We start from the raw sequence: 18,804 nt of genomic DNA, 5'->3' as shown, positions 1-18,804 counted from the left end.
ACGCCGATGTCCACTGCAGCTCCCGTCGCCCTCGATCCCGCCGCCGCCGCGTCCCCCGCGCCCGTCCCCGCGCGCACCCGACCGGCCCGCCGCCCCTCCCTCGGCCGCGTCGTCGCCTGGATCGCACTGATCCTCGCCCTCGTCGTCACCCTCTTCCCGTTCTTCTGGATGGTGCGCACCGCGTTCTCGACCGGGAACGCCCTCGCCAGCGACACGACCTCGCTGCTGCCCGTCGACTTCACCTGGGGCGCCTTCGCCCGCGTCCTGGGCTTCTCCACCCAGGAGCAGGCCCTCGCCGAGGGCGGGTCGGGCGCCTCCGTGAACTTCTGGCTCTACCTGCGCAACTCGGTCGCCTACGCGACCCTGGTCACCCTCGGCCAGCTGCTCTTCTGCTCCCTGGCCGCCTACGCCTTCGCGCGACTGCGCTGGCCCGGCCGCGACGCCGTCTTCTTCCTCTTCCTCACCGCGCTGATGGTCCCGCCGATCTTCACCGCCCTGCCCAACTTCGTCCTGATGCGCGATCTGGGGCTCCTCAACTCCTTCATCGGGCTCTCGCTGCCGACGCTGCTGATGACCCCCTTCGCGGTGTTCTTCCTCCGCCAGTTCTTCCTCGGCATCAGCCGCGAGATCGAGGAGGCGGCCGAGCTCGACGGAGCGGGCAAGCTGCGGATCTTCTTCCGCCTCATCGTGCCGATGAGCACGGCGCCGCTCGCGACGCTGGGCATCCTCACCTACATCAACACCTGGAACGACTACTTCTGGCCGCTGCTCGCCGGCAACACCGAGGACAGCCGCGTGCTCACCGTGGCCCTGGGCGTCTTCCGCTCGCAGACCCCGGGCGGCAGCCCGGACTGGGCCGGACTGATGGCCGCGACCGTCGTCGCCGCCATCCCCGTCCTCCTCCTCTTCCTCGCCTTCGGCCGTCGCATCGTCGACTCCATCGGCTTCTCGGGCGTGAAGTGACCGCCCCTCCCTCTTCTCCGCCCCCTCCCTCTTCTCCGCCCCCTTCCTCTTCTCCGCCCCCTCCCCCTTCTCCGCCCCCTCCCTCGTCTCCGCCCCCTTCCCCTTCCCCTCTTTCCTCCCCTTCCCCTTCCTCACTCTCCCCCTCCCTTCCCTCCCGTGCAATGAAGCAGCAGACAGGAACCAGCACCATGACCCGCATCCTCCGACGATCCGCCGCCGTCCTGGCCGGCACCACCGTCCTCACCCTCGGACTCACCGGCTGCGTCGGCGGCTCCGGCGGCGCCGCGAGCGGTGGCGGCGACAGCGCCGACATCGACACCAGCTCCGCCTCCGGCACCATCGACTACTGGCTCTGGGACAACAACCAGAAGGCCGCCTACCAGCAGTGCGCCGACGACTTCCACACCGCGAACCCGGACGTGAGCGTCACGATCTCGCAGTACTCCTGGGACGACTACTGGACGAAGCTCACCAACGGCTTCGTCGCCGGCACGGCCCCCGACGTGTTCACCGACCACCTCTCGAAGTTCGCGGACTTCGTGAACAACGGCCAGGTCGTCTCGCTCGACGGCGTCGTCGAGAAGGACGGCGTCGACGTCTCGCAGTACCAGAAGGGCCTCGCGGACCTCTGGGTCGGCGAGGACGGCGAGCGCTACGGGCTCCCGAAGGACTGGGACACCACCGCGATCTTCTACAACCAGGCCCTCGTCGAGGACGGCGGCTACACCGCCGACCAGATCGCCGGCCTGGACTGGAACCCGGACGACGGCGGCAGCTACGAGAAGGCCATCGCGCACCTCACCGTCGACGTCAACGGCGTCCGCGGCGACGAGGCCGGCTTCGACAAGACCCGCGTCGCCGTGTACGGCCTGGGCCTGGACGGCCAGTCCGGCGGCGGCAACGGCCAGACCCAGTGGTCGATGTACGCCGGCACCACCGGCTGGAGCTACACCGACAAGAACCCCTGGGGTACGAAGTACAACTACGACGACGAGCGCTTCCAGGCGACCATCGGCTGGATGGCGAAGGTCATCGACGAGGGCTACATGCCCTCCCTCGCGGCCGTCACCGGCAGCGACTCGACGCAGACCTTCGGCGCCGGCAAGTACGCGATGATCACCAACGGCTCGTGGAACATCAACTCCTTCTACGGCCTCAAGGACATCCAGGTCGGCACCGCGCCGACCCCGACCGGCCCCGACGGCAAGCGCGCCACGATGTTCAACGGACTGGCCGACTCCATCTGGTCCGGCTCGGACAACAAGGCCGCCTCGGCCAAGTGGGTCGAGTACATGGCCTCCGCCGACTGCCAGAACGTCATCGGCGCCGCCGGCGTCGTCTTCCCGGCCATCCCCTCCGGCTCGGACGCGGCCCAGGCCGCCTTCGCGGAGCGCGGGATCGACGTCACGGCCTTCACCGGGCAGGTCGACGAGGGGACCACGTTCCTCTTCCCGATCTCCGACAACGCGGCGAAGATCAACGGCATCATGCAGCCGGCGGTCGACGCGGTGTTCGAGGGCCAGGCCGACCCGTCCTCCCTGTCGTCGGCGAACGATCAGGTGAACGCGCTGTTCCAGTAGCGCTTCGGCCAGACTGGCGGAGAGGGGGCGATCCTGTCCCCCTCTCCGCCGATCGTCGCTTACTCGAGGAGACCCCGTGCCGGACACCACCACCCCCCGCAAGCGCCCGACCCGCAACGACGTCGCGGAGCGGGCGCAGGTGAGCTCGGCCGTCGTCAGCTACGTGATGACGGGGGCGAAGCACGTCACTCCCGAGACGGCGAAGCGCGTGCGGACGGCGATGGAGGAGCTCGGCTACCGGCCGAACTCCACCGCTCGCGCCCTGCGCACCGGCCGGACGCACACCCTCGCCCTCATCGTCGCCGATGTGAGCAACCCGTTCTTCTCCGAGTACGCGCTGCAGCTCGAGATCGCGGCCACGGAGCGCGGCTACGCGCTGCTCATCGCCAACTCGCACGAGAGCCTCGAGACGGAGGTGCGGCTGCTCGACGAGATCGCGCAGCGCGGCGTCGACGGCGTGATGCTCTCGAGCGTCCGGCACGCCAGCGACCGCTCCTCCCTCGACTCGATCCCCGTCCCCGTGATGTGGATCGACGCCTTCCATCCCGCGGACGGCGCCGCCAGCGTCGGGGTCGACATCCGCCACAGCGCGCGCACCGTCGTCCAGCACCTCGCCGACGTGCACGGCTGCCGCTCCGTCGGCCTCGTCATCGGCGCGAGCTCGCAGGACACCACCGACCCGCGGGTGCTGGGCTGGGCCGAGGCGATCGAGGAGATCGGCCTGGAGCCCGGACCGGTGGTCACCACCACCTGGACACGCGAGGGCGGGATCGAGGCGGCGCGGATGCTCCTGGACACCCCGAACCGGCCCGACGCCGTCTTCGCCGGCTCGGACCTCCTCGGCATCGGCGTCCTCCGCGGCGCGGCGGACCTCGGGCTCCGGGTCCCGGAGGACCTCCGGATCATCTCCTACGACGGCACCGCGGAGTCCGCGTTCAGCGTTCCGCGGCTCACCTCCTTCAAGCAGCCGGTCCGCGAGATGGCCCGCGCTGCGATCGACACCATCATCGACTTCACGCCCGACAAGGCGCACCACACGCTGTTCCGCGGGGAGCTGCTCCTCCGGGAGTCCTGCGGCTGCGCGTCGTCCGCGCCCTGACCGGGCAGAACAGCCCCGATCCGGGCAGAACAGCCCCCATCCGGGCAGAACAGCCCCGATCCGGGCAGAACAGGAACACTCACCGTGACACTCGCCACCTCCTCGACCGGAGTCGTCCTCCGCAGCGCCGGAGTCGCCCTCGTGCTGGACCTCAGCGACTCCCGGCTCCCGTCGGTCGCGCACTGGGGGGCGGACTGCGGGCCACTCGATCGGGCGGCGTTCGACGCGCTGGTGCTCTCGGGCGTCGCCCCGGTCGGCCCGAACGACATCGACGAGCCGATCCGCCTCGCGGTGCTCCTCGAGCACTCCACCGGCTGGACCGGCCGGCCCGGCCTCAGCGGATCCCGCGCGGGGGCGGCCTGGTCGCCGGCTTTCCGCACCACGAGCCTCGAGCTCGACGGCGCCGCCCTCGCGGCCGGCGAGATCGCGGACGCCGGCGCGGGCACGCTCGTGGTCCGCGCCCGGGACGACGTCGCCGCGCTCGGACTCGAGATCGTGATCGTCCTCGACCCCTCCGGCGTGCTGCGGATGCGGGCGGCGCTCACCAACCTCGGCGGGGACGGCTACCAGGTCGACGAGCTCCTGCTCAGCCTGCCCACCCCGGCCTCGGCGAGCGAGATCCTCGACTTCGCCGGCCGCTGGGGCAAGGAGCGGGTGCCGCAGCGCTCGGCCGTCACCATCGGCGCGCACCGCCGCGAGGGCCGGCACGGGCGGACGGGGGCGGACGCCGCCACCCTGCTCAGCGTCGGCGAGCCCGGCTTCGGCTTCGCCCGCGGCGAGGTCTGGGGCGTGCACACCGCGTGGTCCGGCAACCACGTCCACCAGGTCGAGCGCGTGCACACCGGCGTGCAGACCCTCGGCGGCGGCGAGCTGCTGCTGCCCGGCGAGGTCCGGCTCGCTCACGGCGAGACCTACACCGGACCGTGGATCCACGCCGTCTACGGCGACGGACTCGACGAGGTCGCGCGACGCTTCCACCGCCAGCTGCGGGCGCGGCCCGGTCACCCGAAGTCTGCGCGCCCGGTCACGATCAACGTGTGGGAGGCCGTCTACTTCGACCACGACCTCGACGCGCTCGTCGAACTGGCCGACTGCGCGGCCGACCTCGGGATCGAGCGCTTCGTGCTCGACGACGGCTGGTTCGGCAGCCGACGCGACGACCACTCCGGCCTGGGCGACTGGACCGTCTCGAGCGACGTCTGGCCGGACGGCCTGCACCCCCTGGTCGACCACGTCCGGTCCCTCGGCCTGCAGTTCGGGCTCTGGTTCGAGCCCGAGATGGTCAACCCGGACTCGGACCTCGCCCGGGCGCACCCCGAGTGGATCCTCTCGACCGGAGACAGGATGCCGCCCGAGTCGCGCTGGCAGCAGGTCCTCGACCTGGGCGATCCGGACTGCTTCGCGCATCTCCGCGACGCGATCCTCGCGATCCTCGACGAGTACGACATCGGCTACATCAAGTGGGATCACAACCGCGACCTCACCGACGCGGGCCGGCGCCCCGACGGAGCGCCGGGCGTGCACCGGCAGACGCTCGCGGTCTACCGGCTGATGGACGAGATCCGGGCCCTGCACCCCGAGCTCGAGATCGAGTCCTGCTCCTCGGGCGGAGCGCGGGTCGACCTGGAGATCCTGGAGCGGACCGACCGCGTCTGGGTCTCCGACAACAACGACCCGCTCGACCGCCAGCAGATGAACCGCTGGACCGGCCAGCTGCTGCCGCCGGAGCTGATGGGGACCCACATCGCGTCGGGGGCCTCGCACACGACGGGCCGCGTGCACGACCTATCCTTCCGCGCCCTGACGGCGCTGTTCGGCCACCTCGGCGTCGAGTGGGACCTGCGCTCCGCCGGCGACGAGGAGCTCGAGGAGCTGCGCCAGTGGATCGCCCTGCACAAGCGGCTCCGGCCGCTGCTGCACGGCGGCGACCTCGTCCGCCTGGACCACCCGGACGAGACGATCGCGGTGCACGGCGTCGTCGCTCCCGACCGCTCGGCCGCCGTCTACGCGTACGTCTCGCTCGCGCGCGCCGGCGTCGTCTCCCCCGGGCGGGTCCGCCTGCCCGGCCTCGATCCGGAGTCGGTGTACCGAGTGGCCCCGATCGTCGTCGGCACGCGGGGCCTCGCCCCCCGCGAGGCGATCTGGTGGCCGCAGGACGGCGGGGCCTTCGAGCTGTCCGGCGCCCTGCTCGGCCGAGCGGGACTCGTCCCGCCGCTCCTGCACCCGGAGCGCGGAGTGCTCTACGAGGTGACCCGCGTCGGGAGCGTGCAGCCGCCCGCGAGCTGAGGCGGGTGACTGCGCTCGGGCGGGCGGTGGCGGCGGCACGGGCGCTGGGGGCACGGGCGCGGTAGGTTCGCTGCGATGAACACCTCGCGACGGGTCACTCGGCGCGACGTCGCCCGCCTGGCCGGCGTCAGCGACGCCGTCGTGACGTACACGCTCACCGGGACCGCGCCCGTCGCCGAGGCGACCGCGGCGCGGGTGCGGGCGGCGATCGCCGAGCTCGGCTACCGGCCGAACGCCACGGCGGCCGCCCTCCGGACCGGGACCTCCCGGACCATCGCCCTGCTCGCCCCGGTCGGCAGCCGGCGGGTGTTCAGCAATCCGCTCTTCACCGAGCTGGCCAGCGCCGTCGAGGACGCGGCGCGCGCCCGAGGACTCGATCTGCTCGTGGTCACCTCGATCCCGGACGTCGACGCCCTGCACGCCCGCCTCCGCGATCTGACCGCGCGGCAGATCGCCGGGGTGCTCCTCCTGGCGGGCGGCCCCGTCGACCGGGGGTCGATCGACTCCTTCGGCGTCCCCTGGCTGCAGCTCAACAGCAGCGACGAGTCGGGGGCGAACGGCGTCGGCGTCGACCTGGAGGCCGGCGCGGCGGCGGTGACCCGCCACCTCCTGCAGACGGGGCGGCGCCGCATCGCCTTCGTCGGCGACCTCGAGCGGGACGACCGCGGCCGCGTCGAGGCCCGTCGGCGCGGCTGGGAGTCGGCGTGCCGCGACGCCGGGCGGGAGCCGGGTCCCGCGCTCCGCAGCGACTACTCCCGCGAGGGCGGCCGGGCCGCCGGCCGGGTCCTGGCCGGCCTGTCGCCCCGGCCCGACGCCGTCTTCGCCGCCTCCGACCTGATCGGCATCGGCGTGCTCCGCGCGCTGCGGGACGCGGAGCTCCGGGTGCCGGACGACATCGCGGTCGCGAGCTTCGACGGCACCTGGGAGGGCGAGTACAGCGCTCCGCCGCTCACCTCGCTGCGGCAGCCGCTCGAAGCGCTGGCCGAGGCCGCCCTCGACCGCCTGGTCGGCGGCGTGACCGGCTCGACGCTCCTCGAGGGCACCCTCGTCCTGCGCGCCTCGTCGGGCTAGGCGAAACGCGCTCGGGCCGCTCCGACGGGTTCAGACGGCGCCCGTCGAGGCCCACAGGTGGAAGGCCGCGTGGGCGCGGTGCGGACGCCAGGCCTGCGAGGCCGCGTCGGCCGCCGCCGTGCTGATGCCGCCGAGCGCGCGGCGCAGGACCAGGTCGCCCGCGGGGAACGCGTCCGGGTCGCCGAGCAGCCGGAGGCCGAGGTAGTCGGCGGTCCACGGGCCGATGCCGGGGATCGCGAGCAGGAGCCGGCGCTGCTCGGGCAGGTCGCCCGCGCGGTCGAGCACCAGCCCGTCGGCGAAGGCTGCGGCCACGGCGCGCACGGTCGCGGCTCGGGCCCGGGTCACGCCGATCGCAGCGCGCAGCTCCTCGATCGGTCCGGCGAGGAGGGCCTCGGGCGTGGGGAACGAGTGGAGGCCCCACTCGCGCTCACTGCCGAACGCTGTCACGACGCGCCCGCCGAAGGTCCTCGCCGCCGCGACCGACACCTGCTGGCCGAGGACCGCCATCACGGCGGCTTCGAACGGCGCGGGGTACTGCGTCGCCCGCAGTCCCGGCCGCGCGGCGACCATCGGGGCCAGCAGCGGATCGCGGGCGAGGGCGGCGCCGATCGCCTCGACGTCGGAGTCGAGATCGAACCAGGCGCGGACCAGCGGGAGGACGGCGGGGTCGGTCGTCGTGACCCGCACGCCGGTCGCGGTCAGCTCGAGCGCGAGCGGCACCGCCCGCGACCCGACGGTGACGAGCCGCTCGAGCCGCCGCCCGTCGTCGGAGACCCGCTCGACGCCGGGCAGCGCGTGGTGCAGGAGGAGGTTCGCGGCGCCGACGACGTCGAAGGGGCCGTTCGCGACGAGGTCGACGGGGCGCGGGTCCGCGGATCGGGAGTCTGCGGCGCTGGGGTCGACGGCGTTCAGGGGAGGAGCACCACCTTGCCGCCGGCGCGGCCCGACTCGACCAGCGCGAGCGCCTCCACGGCCGAGGCGAGCGGGAAGGAGGGGCCGAGCACCACCTCGAGCTCGCCGCGGCCGGCCCGCTCGAGCAGCGGTGCCCGGGCGGCGTCGCGCAGAGCGGTGCCCGGATCGGCGCCGGCGCCGCCGCCCAGCACCAGGACGCCGAGCGCCGCGCCGCGCTCGAAGCCGGCGACGGTGGCGATCCGGGAGCGGTCGGCGACGAGCTCGACGGAGGCGTCGAGCGCCTCGTCGGTGCCGGCCGTGTCGAGCGCGACATCCACGCCGTCGGGGGCGAGGGCGCGCACCCGCTCCACCAGGCCGGCGCCGTAGCGGACGGACTCTCCGCCGAAGCGCTCGACGACGGCGGCGCCCCGCTCGCTGGACGTGCCGATGGCACGGGCGCCGCGCTCGCGCACGAGCTGGACGAGGAGGCTGCCGACGGCGCCGCTCGCCCCGTGGATCAGGACGGTGTCGCCGGCGGAGACGTGCGTCGCCTCGAGCAGATGCACCGCGGTCGTGCCGGTGAGCAGGAGCCCGGCCGCCTGCTCCCAGGCGAGGCCCGGCGGCTTCGGCAGCACCGAGGCGGCCGGGACGACCAGCTCCTCGGCGTAGCCGCCGGAGACGCGGAAGGCGACCACCTCGTCGCCGACGCGGACGTCGCCGAGCGGCCCCGTCGCTGCCTCTCCCACGGCGGTGACCACGCCCGCGACCTCGCTGCCGGGCCGGACGGGGGTGCGCCCACGACCGAAGAGACCGCGGAGGAGCTTCGCGTCCGCGGGGTTGACGCCCGCGGCGCGCACGCGGATCCGCACCCGGCCGGCGGCGGGCTCGCCGGGCTCGGTCGTCACCGCGTGGAGGGCCTCGGGCCCGCCGAAGTCGTCCGCCTGCATCGCCAGAACCACGGGGACCGCCTCTCGCGCGGGCCCGATCGCCGGTGACGATCAGGAGGGGTCCGAGCGGGGCCGACGCTAGCAGCAGCCACCGACACCGGGGCGGGCCTCGGGGCGCTGAGTGCCGAACGAGTGTCGGACAACTGAGAACGCGCGTTCCCTCAGCGCCTACGATGGAGGGATGACGCCGCCGACGCTCGAAGCAACGCCTCCCCGCGAGGCGATCCTCGCGGCGGCCGACCGCCTCTACTACGAGCGCGGGATCCAGTCGGTCGGGATGGACGCGCTGCGCACCGCCGCCGGCGTCTCGCTGAAGCGGCTCTACTCGGAGTTCCCGAGCAAGGAGGCGCTGGTCCTGGCCGTGCTCCAGGCCCGCCACGAGCAGTGGACGCTCGGCGTGCGCAGCCGGGTCGCCGCCGCGGCGGGCGCCCGCCCGAAGCTCCTGGCGATCTACGACTTCCTCTTCGACTGGTTCTCCGAGGACTCCTTCCGCGGCTGCAGCTTCATCAACGCCTTCGGCGAGTTCGGCTCGTCCAACCCGGCGGTCGCGCAGCTGGCCCGCGAGCACAAGGACACCTTCCAGCGCTTCCTCGCCGTGCTGACGGAGGAGGTGGGAGGCGGCCCCGAGCTGGCCCAGCAGCTCGCCATCCTGGCCGAGGGCGCGCAGACCACCGCCGCCATCTCGGGCACCCCCGAGTCCGCCCTGCACGCCCGCCGCGCCGCCGAGATCCTGATCGACGCCGCGACCCGCGCGTCCTGACGCCGCGCCGCATCCCCTGCTGATCGAGTCGCCCGCAGGGAGACCCCTGCTCATCGAGATGCCCGCAGGGCGTATCGAGACCCGCCGTCATCAGCAAGGCCGGTCCGCAGGCTCGTCCCTGTGACGCGAGTGGGTCTCGATACGCGCGCTGCGCGCACTACTCGACCAGCAAGAGAGGGGCCCCATGCCGGTCCGGCATCTCGCAGGGCAGCCGTTCATGCTGGTCGAGTAGCCGCCTCCGGCGGCCCGTGCATGCTGGTCGAGCAGCCGCCTCGGGCGGCCCTTGCATGCTGGTCGAGTAGCCGCCTCCGGCGGCCCGTGCATGCTGGTCGAGTAGCCGCCTTCGGCGGCGTATCGAGACCCACCATCGCCGAGACATCCGGGAGCGGGTCTCCTCCACACTCGCGTTCCGACGACTTTGTCCCCGGTCAGCCCCTGGTTCCGACCGGGCAGTCGGTGGCTCCTGCTTCAATACGCGTATGTCTGAAGATGAGAACGCGGCAGCACTCGCGGAGGTGCGCGACTGCTTCACCGACGCCGCCGCCGCCGAGCGCGCCGCATCCCCGACGCGCCTGAAAGCGGCAGAACGGATGCACCGCGGCCACCGCGTCGCCCTTACCGTCCCGGAAGCGTTCGCCCGCGGGGCGTCCCGGAGCGAGACCCGGGACCTCGTCGAGCGCTCGATCCGTGCCGAACTCGCGGTGACGCTCGGCGTGTCCGAGCGGGAGGTCTGCCGACGGCTCGAGACCGCGCAGATGCTGATGGAGCACCTTCCCCTCACCCGCGCCCTGCTGAGAGACGCGCGGATCCTCTGGGAGGCCGGTGAGGCGATCTGCCGGACCGCGAGCAGCCTCCCCGAGACCTCCCGCGCGGCGCTCGACGAGCGCGCTGCCGACGCCGTTCTCACGATGACGACCACCCAGCTGCGTCGCACACTGAGCCGCTGGCGCGAAGAGCTGCACGAGGAGCCCCTCGCCGAGCGTCACGCCCGCGCGAAGGAGGACCGCGCCGTCTGGGTCACCCCGGACGTCGACGGCATGGCGACCCTCTGCGTCCACGCCCCCGCAACGGCGGTGACGGGCGCCTACGACCGCCTGCGCCGCATCGCCCGCACCCTTCGCGACGACGGCGACCCGCGCACCCTCCAGCAGCTCAGCGCCGACGCCGCTGTCGACCTGCTCTGCGAGGGCGACATCGCCGGCACCACGCCGAACGCCGAGCACCGACCCGACCCGACCTTCGTCCCCGGCGTCCGCGCCGAGGTCCGGCTGACACTCGCCGCGTCGACGGCCGTGGGTCTGGACGACGCGCCCGCGGATCTCGACGGCTACGGACCGGTCCCCGCCCCGATCGCCCGCGAGCTGATCCGCACGGCTCCTTCGTTCACCCGGGTCCTGACCGATCCGGAGACCGGCGCGGTCGTCTCCGTCGGCCGCACCCACCGCGTCCCACCGCCGCAGATGCGCCTGCACCTGCAGCTGCGGGACCAGACCTGCCGCTTCGCCGGCTGCACCCGCCCCGCCGCGACCAGCGAGGCCGACCACACCCTCGAATGGCGCAACGGCGGAGAGACGTCCTTGGAGAACCTCGTCTCGCTCTGCACGTCCCACCACCACATCCGGCACGGGGACCAGTGGACCTACGTCACAAGCGGCGACGGGACGATCGTCTGGACGAGCCCGACGGGCCGGCGGATCAGCAGCCAGCCACCGGCACTCCCCGGGCGTCCGCCCGACCCGCCTCCACGGCCGCACTTCGTCGATGTTCCCGCGCCGTTCTGAAGGTGGGGGGATCTACTTGGAAGAGACGCCCGCAGACATGCTGGTCGAGTAGCCCCGCAGGGGCGTATCGAGACCCACCACCGCAAGGACGTCGGTCTCTTCCCCGCCCTGCGCTGGCGCCGAAGGCGCCCCCTCCGCTCGATACACCCGCTGCGCGGTCTACTCGATCAGCGGGAATCGCGCGCAGGACGTCGGGGCGAGCCCGCACGTGCTGCAGGAACCGCGCAGGGTGCGCCGGCGTGCGTGCGCACATGCTGGTCGAGCAGCGCGCAGCGCGCATCGAGACCCACGATGCTCGGGCGAGCATCCGCCGGCATGCTGACGCGGGTGGATCTCGATGCGACCGCTCCGCGGGCGATCCGATCTGGCGCGTCAGGCCTCGCCGCCGCCGGGCGGGCCGACGACGAGCAGCGCAGCGAAGAGCGCGGCGACGGCGGCCAGGACCAGGGCGGCCGCGAGGACCGGGCGGCCGAGCGCCCAGCGCAGCAGCCGGCTCGGGAGCCTCCGGTCACGCGGGTCGGCGCCCGCCTCGCGGCGCCAGTCGCCCTCGAGGAGCCCGCGGCGCTCGAAGCCGCGCTCCAGCGGGATCGTCGCGTACGGCACCACGGCGCTGGCGAGCGCGAGCAGGGTCGCTCCGGCGGTCCAGCGCTGGTTCACCGCGAGGACGAGCGCGGCCGCCCCGTAGGCGAGGAACGCGAAGCCGTGGATCGGGCCGGCCACGCTCACCGGCCAGTCGCCGACTCCGACGGCGTACTTGAGCAGCATGCCGACGAGCAGGAGCGTCCAGGTCACCGCCTCGAGGATCGACAGGATGCGGAAGAGGCGGCGCGGGCTCATGGGATCGGCTCCGTTCGGGTCCGCGGCCAGAGCAGCGGACGGTCGGCGTCGGTCGACGGTCAGCGGGTCGACGGTCACCGGGAGACTACGACAGCACTCCTGCCCGCCACCTGGGCGGCGCGGGACCGGGGTCGATGCGTCAGCCGAGGCGACCGAGCAGAGCGAGCGTCGAGGCGACGCCGACCGCCACCGCCGAGAGCGCCGCGATCGCCCCGTGCACGCCGCTGCGCAGCGGCGTGGCCTGCGGCTGATCGCGCAGTCCCGACCACAGTCGGCGTGCGACCTCGTCGGCGCTCGGGCGGGAGGCGGGGTCGAGCCGAGTCATCTCGGTCAGCAGCCCGCGCCAGCGCTCGGGCACCGAGTCGGAGACGATCGGAGCGTGGTGCATCCGCTGCAGCGAGATCTCCAAAGTGGTGCCGGTGTAGGCACGACGTCCGGAGACCGCCTCGAGCAGCACCAGGCCGAGGGAGTAGACGTCGGACGCCGGGCCGACCGTCCCGGAGCCGAGGCTCTCGGGGCTGAGGTACGCCGCGGTCCCGACCAGGACGTCCGAGCGGGTGAGCCGCGCGTCGTCGACGGCCCGGGCGATGCCGAAGTCGCTGAGCTTCGCCTCGTGCAGAGCACCGGCGGCGGCGACGGACCGCGTGCGGACCAGCACGTTCTCGGGCTTCACGTCCCGGTGGAGGACGTCCCGCGCGTGCAGGTGCGCCAGAGCGTCGGCGAGCTGAGCGCCGACCTCGGCGAGCAGCCGCTCGTCGCCCGAGGCGAACCAGCCGGCGGCGGGGTCGGCCGGATCGAAGTACTCGAGGACGAGGAAGGCGAGCGCGCCCTCCTCCGTCGCGATCTCACCCTGGTCGAGGATCTCGACGATCGAGGAGTGGCGGGAGTCGATCAGGAGGCGCACCTCGCGCTCGCGCCGCGACCGCTCGTTCGGGGTGTCGGCGATCTCGCGGTAGACCTTCACGGCGACGGAGCGCGCCAGACGGAGATCGCGCGCCCGGAAGACGGTCGCGCTGCCGCCCTCGCCGATGCGCTCGAGGAGGAGGTAGCGATCGGCCAGAGTCGTGCCGAGCAGGGGATCCGAGAGCGGGAGAACCGGTGCGGTGTCGAGCATGCCGTCCTCCTCCTCTGATTTCGCTAGCTCGTCTAACTAGCTTGTCCATTCGTACCGTCTGGGGTCGCCGAGGACAAGCACCAGGACGGGGTTGTACATGACTAGATCTTCTTGCTACATGACTGTCTAAGCTGTGGTGCATGGACGAGGTCGCGCTGACTCGACCGGCTGCCCTCCGGCACCCGGCCGTTCCGAGCGCGCCCGGGGCCGCCGAGGTCCTCGGCGCGATGCGGGCCTTTCGCACGGCCGAGAGCGCGATGCGCCGTCGCACCCGCGGATCGATGGGCATGGGCGAGAACGATCTGCTCGCGGTCCAGTTCCTCATGCGCCGACAGCAGGGCGGCCAGCACGTCAGCCCGAAGGACCTCGCCGCCTACCTCGGCATCTCCTCCGCCTCCACCACCGTGCTGATCGACCGCCTGGTCAAGAGCGGCCACGTCCTGCGCCAGCCGCACCCGAGCGACCGGCGCGCGATCCGGATCGTCGCCACCCCCACCTCCCACCGCGAGGTGCGCGAGACGCTCGACGACATGAACCAGCGGATGCTCGCCGCGGCCGAGCAGCTCTCCCCCGAGGAGGCGAGCGCGGTGGTCCGCTTCCTGCAGACCGTCCGCGAGATCGTCGAGATCCCCGGCGAGCAGGGCGACGTCCTCGAGGACGACGCCGACCACGAGCTCACCGTCGAGCGACGCCGCGCCTGAGCCGCTCGGCTCGGCCGCACCCTCCGCGTTCTCTGCGGAACACGCGTCCTCGGCGTGGGTGCTCGGGCTCTCCGGGCGTCACCGTCCGTTCATCCGGCCCGGCTTGACATCGTTAGTCAAACTAGTAGACAGTCTTTCTAGCGACAGGGACAGGCTCCTGTCTTCGCGCGAACGGGAGAAGACCATGGGCAGCATCATGTACGGCACTCCTCCGGCGGCCATCGAGGTCGACGACCGGACTCTGGCCCACCTGCAGATCGTCATCATCAACAAGTTCCGCCGGGACGAGCGCTTCCTGCTCACCCTCGACGCCAGCCCGAACGCCGGGACCGGCCGCCGCGGCGTCTGGATGCACCCCACCATCCCGCTGCAGTTCGACTTCAAGGGCAGCCGACAGCCCACGATCAACCCCGAGTGGATCGAGGCCCTGATGGAGCGCGCCAACAGCGGCGCCGGTCTGCGCATCGTCCCCGAGCCCGTCGGCGCGACCGCGGTGCCGCTGCGCCGCGCGGAGCCCGCAGCCTGACGACGGCCGCCTGATGTCAGCCGCCTGACGTCAGCCGACTGACGCTCGCCGCCTGGCGCCGGCCGTCTCTGAACGACCGGCCGGCATCGAGTTCGCCGATATCTGTCGGACTCTCCGAACTGCCTCGCAAGCGCTTGACATTCCGCGCCACGCCCAGGGCACAGGCCTACACTTCGAGTGCGGTCCGGGTTCGTTCCGGCGGGCTCGACCCCGTGACCGCGCGCATGACCGGATGCCGGGTAGCGAGCTCCCCCTCTCGTGGGCCCGGCATCCGGGTGCGCGGCGCACCCGAAGCGCTCCCGCGAGGCCTGCCGACAGGAGTCGGCGCCATGCTCGACACGACCACCGCCCCGCGCTCCAGCGCCGAGGCCCCCGGCACGGATCCCGGTGACGTCCGGCCCGGCGACGAGTTCACCGCCGTCGTCGCCGACGAGCTCGAGTGGTGGCGCGTCGTCGCCGTGCTCGGCATCCGCGTGCTGGCGGAGCGCCTCGGCAGCGGCGACCGGCACAGCTTCACCCTCCGCTTCGTCCGCTACCGCCTGGCCGTCGCGGCTGAGGGCGGCGCCTAGGCGGCCTGTCCCGCCTGCACCGGTCGCCCGAGCCGGGCGAACATCCGGTCGAACACCCTGCGGCGGTCGAACTGCAGGGCGTACTCGCGCGCCGCGACGGCCCGCTGCGCCCGGTCCTCGGCGGTCAGCTCGAGCACCACGTGGTCGAGCAGCGCGGCGATCGTGTCCGGGGCGTCGACCGGGGTGATGAACGCGTGCTCGCCGACCGCTTCGCCGATGCCGCCGGTCAGGGTCGTGATGACGGGTCCGCCGCCCGCGAGCATCTTCTCGGCGAGCGCGATGCCGAAGGTCTCGACGAACTCCGGGCGCGGCTTGCTCGGCAGCACGAACGCCGAGCAGCCGGCCATCAGGTAGGGCTTCTCCGCGTCGCCGACGTCGTCGAGGAAGCGGATGCGGTGCGCCAGCGGCGACGCGGCGGCGAGACGCCGCAGCTCCGCCTCCTGCGGACCGCGCCCGGCGATGACGAGCTCCCGGTCCGTGTGCACGGCGCTGCGCTCGTAGCCGGCGATCAGATCCTCGACGCCCTTCGCCTCCGTCAGCCGGGAGAGGAAGAGCACGTAGCCGTCGGTGCGGAGCCCGCGGGCGCGCACCACCTCGTCGACCACGGCCGGGTCGAGCCCGGTGTAGGCGTCGGAGTCGATCGCCGGGTAGGAGATCTCGATGCGCGCGTGGCACTGCTCGGCGAAGCGGGTGCCGTGCACCGCGTCGATCCGCTCGGCCTCCTCGACGATCAGGTCGCGGGTGTACTCGGAGACCGCGACGCAGTGGTCCTGCGAGAGGTACGAGGCGAAGATGTGCGCGGCGGCGCCGAGGCGGCCCTCCTCGACCGCCCGGCGGACGACGTTCGTGACGTCGGAGCCGACCGCCTCGGCGATCGTCGTGACGTCGACCGGGAGTCCGGTGCTCCAGGCGGCCCGCAGGGCGTCCGCCACCGCGAGGGTGTGCGGGCTGAGGTAGAGGGAGAGGCAGACGGTGGGCACGCCGTCGGTGAACAGCTCGACCAGGCGGCCGACCATGCCGGCGAGGAAGCGACCGTCCGGCACCTTGTAGTCGCCGACCGGCTCCGGGCGCTCGACGATGATGCCGTCGCTGTAGGGGAGGACGGCGTCGAGCGGCTTGAGCGGGAGGCCGGCGGCCTGGAGCCGCTCGATCGGCCAGGTGACGATCCGCACCTCGTCGAAGCCGCGCTCGAGGGCGGTCTCGGCGAGGTTGCGGGCCTCGACCGAGTGCCCGCAGATCACCGGATCCGCGCGGACCACGATGACGAGTCGGTTCTGCACGGTGTGGGCGTGCGTGCTCTGGTCCATGGTGCTCCTTCAGGGGTGATCGGTGCGGGCGGGATGGAGGCGGGCGGGGTGAAGGCGGTGGAGGGGGTGCGGGGCGCTCAGTGCCGCGGGAACGACGGCGGGCGGTGCTCGGGGGCGCTCCCCCAGCCGGCCGGCTCGGCGCCGAGGTGCAGCGTCAGCTCGCCGCCGCGGTGCAGCTCGGCGGCGGTGATCCAGCTCGCGTCGAGCGGTGCGCCGTTCAGCTCCGCGGACTGCACGTACTGGACGGGGCCGCCGGGCACCGGCTCGACGAAGCCGGTCGTGCGCAGCTCGACGTCCGCCCCGCCCACCGCGATCGACGCCCGCGCGAAGGCCGGCGCGTTGACCAGCAGCAGCCCCTGGCCGGCGACCGGGAAGAGCCCGAGGCTCGCCCAGACGTACCAGGAGCTCAGGCCGCCGGAGTCGTCGTTGCCGGGCAGACCGCCGCGGCCGGCGCCGAAGCGCTGGTGCAGCACGCCGTGCACGATCTCGGCCGTGCGGTCGGGGCGGCCGGCGTAGTGGTACGCCCACGGCGCGTCCATGTCGGGCTCGTTGTTCAGCCCCTCGAAGCGGCCGAGCGCCGCGCCCGCGAGCATCTCCGCGCGGTCCGGGCGCAGTCCCGGCTGCACGACGGGCTCGGCGCCGTAGCCGAAGAACTCGTCCAGCTGCGCGACGAAGGCATCGTCGCCTCCGCTGATCGCGATGCGGCCGGCCATGTCGTGCAGCAGGCGGAAGGAGTAGTTGTGCCGGGTGCCCTCGTAGTAGGTGGAGTCCTTGAGCAGGCCCGAGCGCAGGTCGTAGGCGTTCACCCACTGGGCCGCCCGCTCCTCGAGCTGGTCGGCGAGGAGGTGGTCCCCGACGTGCCGCGCCACGACCGCGGTGCACCAGTAGCCGTGCGCGAGGTCGAGGGTGTGGCTGATCGGGTGCGCCTCCCCCGCCGCGAGGAACTCCTCGCCGTAGGTGCGCTTGAGGTCCTCGCCCATGTGCACGAGGGCCGCCTCCCAGTCGATGCCGGGCAGGCCGAGGCGGCAGAGGTCGGCGAGGAAGGTGTGCGCGAGCGCGCTGCCCTGGCGGGAGAAGCGGTCGCTGCCCTTGGCCATCCGGTAGCCGATCGGGAAGTTGCCCTCCTCCTCGCAGATGGTGAGCAGCGCCGCGCCGATCTCGACGGCGCGCTCGGGCAGGAGCGCGGTGAGCAGCGGGAGCTGGGTGCGGTAGATGTCCCACATGGTGCTGAGGTCGAAGACGAACGGGCCGTCGGTCGGCCAGAACGGGCTCTCGTCCGGCGCCAGGCAGGGCTTGATCAGCGAGTGGTAGAGCGCCGTGGCGAAGACGGTCTCGCGCTCGGTCGAGGGGGTGTCCACGGCGATCGTGCGCAGGCGCTTCCGCCAGGTCTTGCGGGTGCGGTCGCGGCGCTGGTCGAAGCCGCCGGTCGTCGGCGGAACGTCGCGGTGCAGGTTCTCGCGGGCGCGCTCGGTGCCGCGGAGGGAGAAGCCCATCCGCAGCTCGACGGTCTGGCCGGCCGTGCTCGGCCCGGCCCACATCAGCCCGAACGGGCGCAGGGTCGTCGGGCGGATGTGGTCGAAGTCGAGCCGGGTGCCGCCCGGCATCAGCCGGCGGTCGTACCAGAGCATCTGCCGCCACTGCAGGGCGTCGCACTCGAGGTGGACGGCGAGCGGCGCGCCCTCCATCACGACCTCGCCGGCCGCGACGCCGGGCGAGATCGAGTGCAGCTGCGCGCGCAGCGGGATCGTCGCTCCGGACGGGATCGCCAGGCCGCCGAGCGAGACGTCGACGACCACGCGGGCGCTGCGGTGCTCGGGGAAGGTGTAGCGGTGCACGACCGAGGCGGGGCCGACGGTCAGCTCGGCGCGGATGCCGGAGGAGAGGGTCGCGGCGTAGTAGCCGGGCTCGGCGACCTCGTCCTCGATCGCCCAGCTGCGGCCGAGCTCGTCGAGCGGCTCGAGCATCGGCGTGACGCGGAGGTAGTTGTAGTACTTGCGGATCGCGCCGGTGCCGGACTGCTGGAAGTGCGTGAAGCCCGAGGCGACGAGGCCGTCCTGGATCGTCGGCGGGACGCCCTCGAGCGCCAGGTCGTACCGGCCGTAGCCGGTCGGGTAGGCGCCGGAGTAGGAGCAGGCGGACACCATCCCGAGCGGGAAGGTCGCGCCCGGGTGCGTGTTGCCGATCTGCGGCTTCGGCGACCACCAGGTCGCCGCGAGCCCGGTCGCGTCGGGGAGCAGGGTCGCCTCGGTGCCGAGGAACGGGTCCACCCGCTCGATCACCGGGTGCCCACCCGTCCGTACTCCGCCGCCGCCATGCCGTGACGCTAGGCAGCGCGGGGGGACGCAGGGTGTCGCCCGGGTGTCGTGCGGGCG

At 73.2% G+C, this 18,804-nt stretch carries 16 protein-coding genes; 10 read left to right on the top strand and 6 right to left on the bottom strand.

Annotation, left to right across the window (positions count from 1 at the left end):
- Window positions 1-6 precede the first annotated feature (6 nt).
- The 5 genes from EDF43_RS14635 (at window position 7) to EDF43_RS14610 (ending at window position 6,999) form a co-directional block, all read left to right on the top strand.
- Complete coding sequence (locus EDF43_RS14635; RefSeq protein ID WP_123736734.1) at window positions 7-963, top strand: carbohydrate ABC transporter permease; 957 nt, start codon at window positions 7-9, stop codon at window positions 961-963.
- 188 nt (window positions 964-1,151) lie between these two features.
- Window positions 1,152-2,543: a sugar ABC transporter substrate-binding protein gene (locus EDF43_RS14625; RefSeq protein ID WP_132437488.1), complete on the top strand. Its 1,392-nt coding sequence runs from the start codon at window positions 1,152-1,154 to the stop codon at window positions 2,541-2,543.
- A gap of 76 nt (window positions 2,544-2,619) precedes the next feature.
- Window positions 2,620-3,642 carry a LacI family DNA-binding transcriptional regulator gene (locus EDF43_RS14620; RefSeq protein ID WP_132437487.1) on the top strand — a complete coding sequence of 341 codons (1,023 nt, stop codon included), beginning with the start codon at window positions 2,620-2,622 and terminating at the stop codon, window positions 3,640-3,642.
- Between the two features lie 84 nt (window positions 3,643-3,726).
- Window positions 3,727-5,928, top strand: a complete 2,202-nt coding sequence (locus tag EDF43_RS14615) for an alpha-galactosidase (protein WP_132437486.1) — start codon at window positions 3,727-3,729, stop codon at window positions 5,926-5,928.
- A 75-nt stretch (window positions 5,929-6,003) separates the two neighbouring features.
- Window positions 6,004-6,999 carry a LacI family DNA-binding transcriptional regulator gene (locus tag EDF43_RS14610; RefSeq protein WP_132437485.1) on the top strand — a complete coding sequence of 332 codons (996 nt, stop codon included), beginning with the start codon at window positions 6,004-6,006 and terminating at the stop codon, window positions 6,997-6,999.
- A gap of 30 nt (window positions 7,000-7,029) precedes the next feature.
- Here the strand turns inward: EDF43_RS14610 and EDF43_RS14605 are convergent, their stop codons facing one another.
- Window positions 7,030-7,911 carry an AlkA N-terminal domain-containing protein gene (locus tag EDF43_RS14605; protein ID WP_279389008.1) on the bottom strand — a complete coding sequence of 294 codons (882 nt, stop codon included), beginning with the start codon at window positions 7,909-7,911 and terminating at the stop codon, window positions 7,030-7,032.
- Complete coding sequence (locus EDF43_RS14600) at window positions 7,908-8,849, bottom strand: NADP-dependent oxidoreductase (RefSeq protein ID WP_243581259.1); 942 nt, start codon at window positions 8,847-8,849, stop codon at window positions 7,908-7,910. Before EDF43_RS14600 ends, EDF43_RS14605 begins: the two co-directional genes overlap by 4 nt.
- A 169-nt stretch (window positions 8,850-9,018) precedes the next feature.
- On the opposite strand from EDF43_RS14600, the gene EDF43_RS14595 reads away from it, so the two are divergent.
- Together EDF43_RS14595 and EDF43_RS14590 are read left to right on the top strand one after the other, a co-directional pair.
- Window positions 9,019-9,597: a TetR/AcrR family transcriptional regulator gene (locus tag EDF43_RS14595; RefSeq protein ID WP_132437484.1), complete on the top strand. Its 579-nt coding sequence runs from the start codon at window positions 9,019-9,021 to the stop codon at window positions 9,595-9,597.
- Window positions 9,598-10,076: 479 nt separating this feature from the next.
- Window positions 10,077-11,378: an HNH endonuclease signature motif containing protein gene (locus tag EDF43_RS14590; protein ID WP_132437483.1), complete on the top strand. Its 1,302-nt coding sequence runs from the start codon at window positions 10,077-10,079 to the stop codon at window positions 11,376-11,378.
- A gap of 372 nt (window positions 11,379-11,750) precedes the next feature.
- On the opposite strand, the gene EDF43_RS14585 is transcribed toward EDF43_RS14590, so the two are convergent.
- Window positions 11,751-12,215 carry a DUF3817 domain-containing protein gene (locus EDF43_RS14585; protein ID WP_132437482.1) on the bottom strand — a complete coding sequence of 155 codons (465 nt, stop codon included), beginning with the start codon at window positions 12,213-12,215 and terminating at the stop codon, window positions 11,751-11,753.
- A 139-nt stretch (window positions 12,216-12,354) separates the two neighbouring features.
- Window positions 12,355-13,329: a serine/threonine-protein kinase gene (locus EDF43_RS14580; RefSeq protein ID WP_132437481.1), complete on the bottom strand. Its 975-nt coding sequence runs from the start codon at window positions 13,327-13,329 to the stop codon at window positions 12,355-12,357.
- Between the two features lie 257 nt (window positions 13,330-13,586).
- Here EDF43_RS14580 and EDF43_RS14575 point away from each other — a divergent pair, with 257 nt between their 5' ends.
- From EDF43_RS14575 to EDF43_RS14565, 3 genes are all read left to right on the top strand, one after another.
- Window positions 13,587-14,030, top strand: a complete 444-nt coding sequence (locus EDF43_RS14575; RefSeq protein ID WP_243699273.1) for a MarR family transcriptional regulator — start codon at window positions 13,587-13,589, stop codon at window positions 14,028-14,030.
- 184 nt (window positions 14,031-14,214) lie between these two features.
- A complete protein-coding gene (locus EDF43_RS14570; protein ID WP_123705407.1) occupies window positions 14,215-14,556 on the top strand; it encodes an ATP-dependent DNA ligase in 342 nt (113 codons plus the stop codon).
- A 329-nt stretch (window positions 14,557-14,885) separates the two neighbouring features.
- Window positions 14,886-15,125 carry a hypothetical protein gene (locus EDF43_RS14565; RefSeq protein WP_132437480.1) on the top strand — a complete coding sequence of 80 codons (240 nt, stop codon included), beginning with the start codon at window positions 14,886-14,888 and terminating at the stop codon, window positions 15,123-15,125.
- Here the strand turns inward: EDF43_RS14565 and EDF43_RS14560 are convergent.
- Both EDF43_RS14560 and EDF43_RS14555 read right to left on the bottom strand, forming a co-directional pair.
- A complete protein-coding gene (locus EDF43_RS14560; protein WP_132437479.1) occupies window positions 15,122-16,432 on the bottom strand; it encodes a glycosyltransferase family 4 protein in 1,311 nt (436 codons plus the stop codon). The genes EDF43_RS14565 and EDF43_RS14560 overlap by 4 nt on opposite strands.
- 77 nt (window positions 16,433-16,509) lie before the next feature.
- The gene (locus EDF43_RS14555; protein WP_132437478.1) at window positions 16,510-18,711 is read right to left on the bottom strand and encodes a glycoside hydrolase domain-containing protein; all 2,202 of its coding nucleotides are present in this window, start codon (window positions 18,709-18,711) and stop codon (window positions 16,510-16,512) included.
- Window positions 18,712-18,804: the final 93 nt, after the last annotated feature.

The sequence above is a fragment of the Rathayibacter sp. PhB179 genome (genome assembly GCF_004345345.1).
Classification (GTDB): domain Bacteria; phylum Actinomycetota; class Actinomycetes; order Actinomycetales; family Microbacteriaceae; genus Rathayibacter; species Rathayibacter festucae.
Note: the sequence above shows the minus strand (reverse complement) of the source record. Positions and strands in the feature narration are given on the sequence as shown.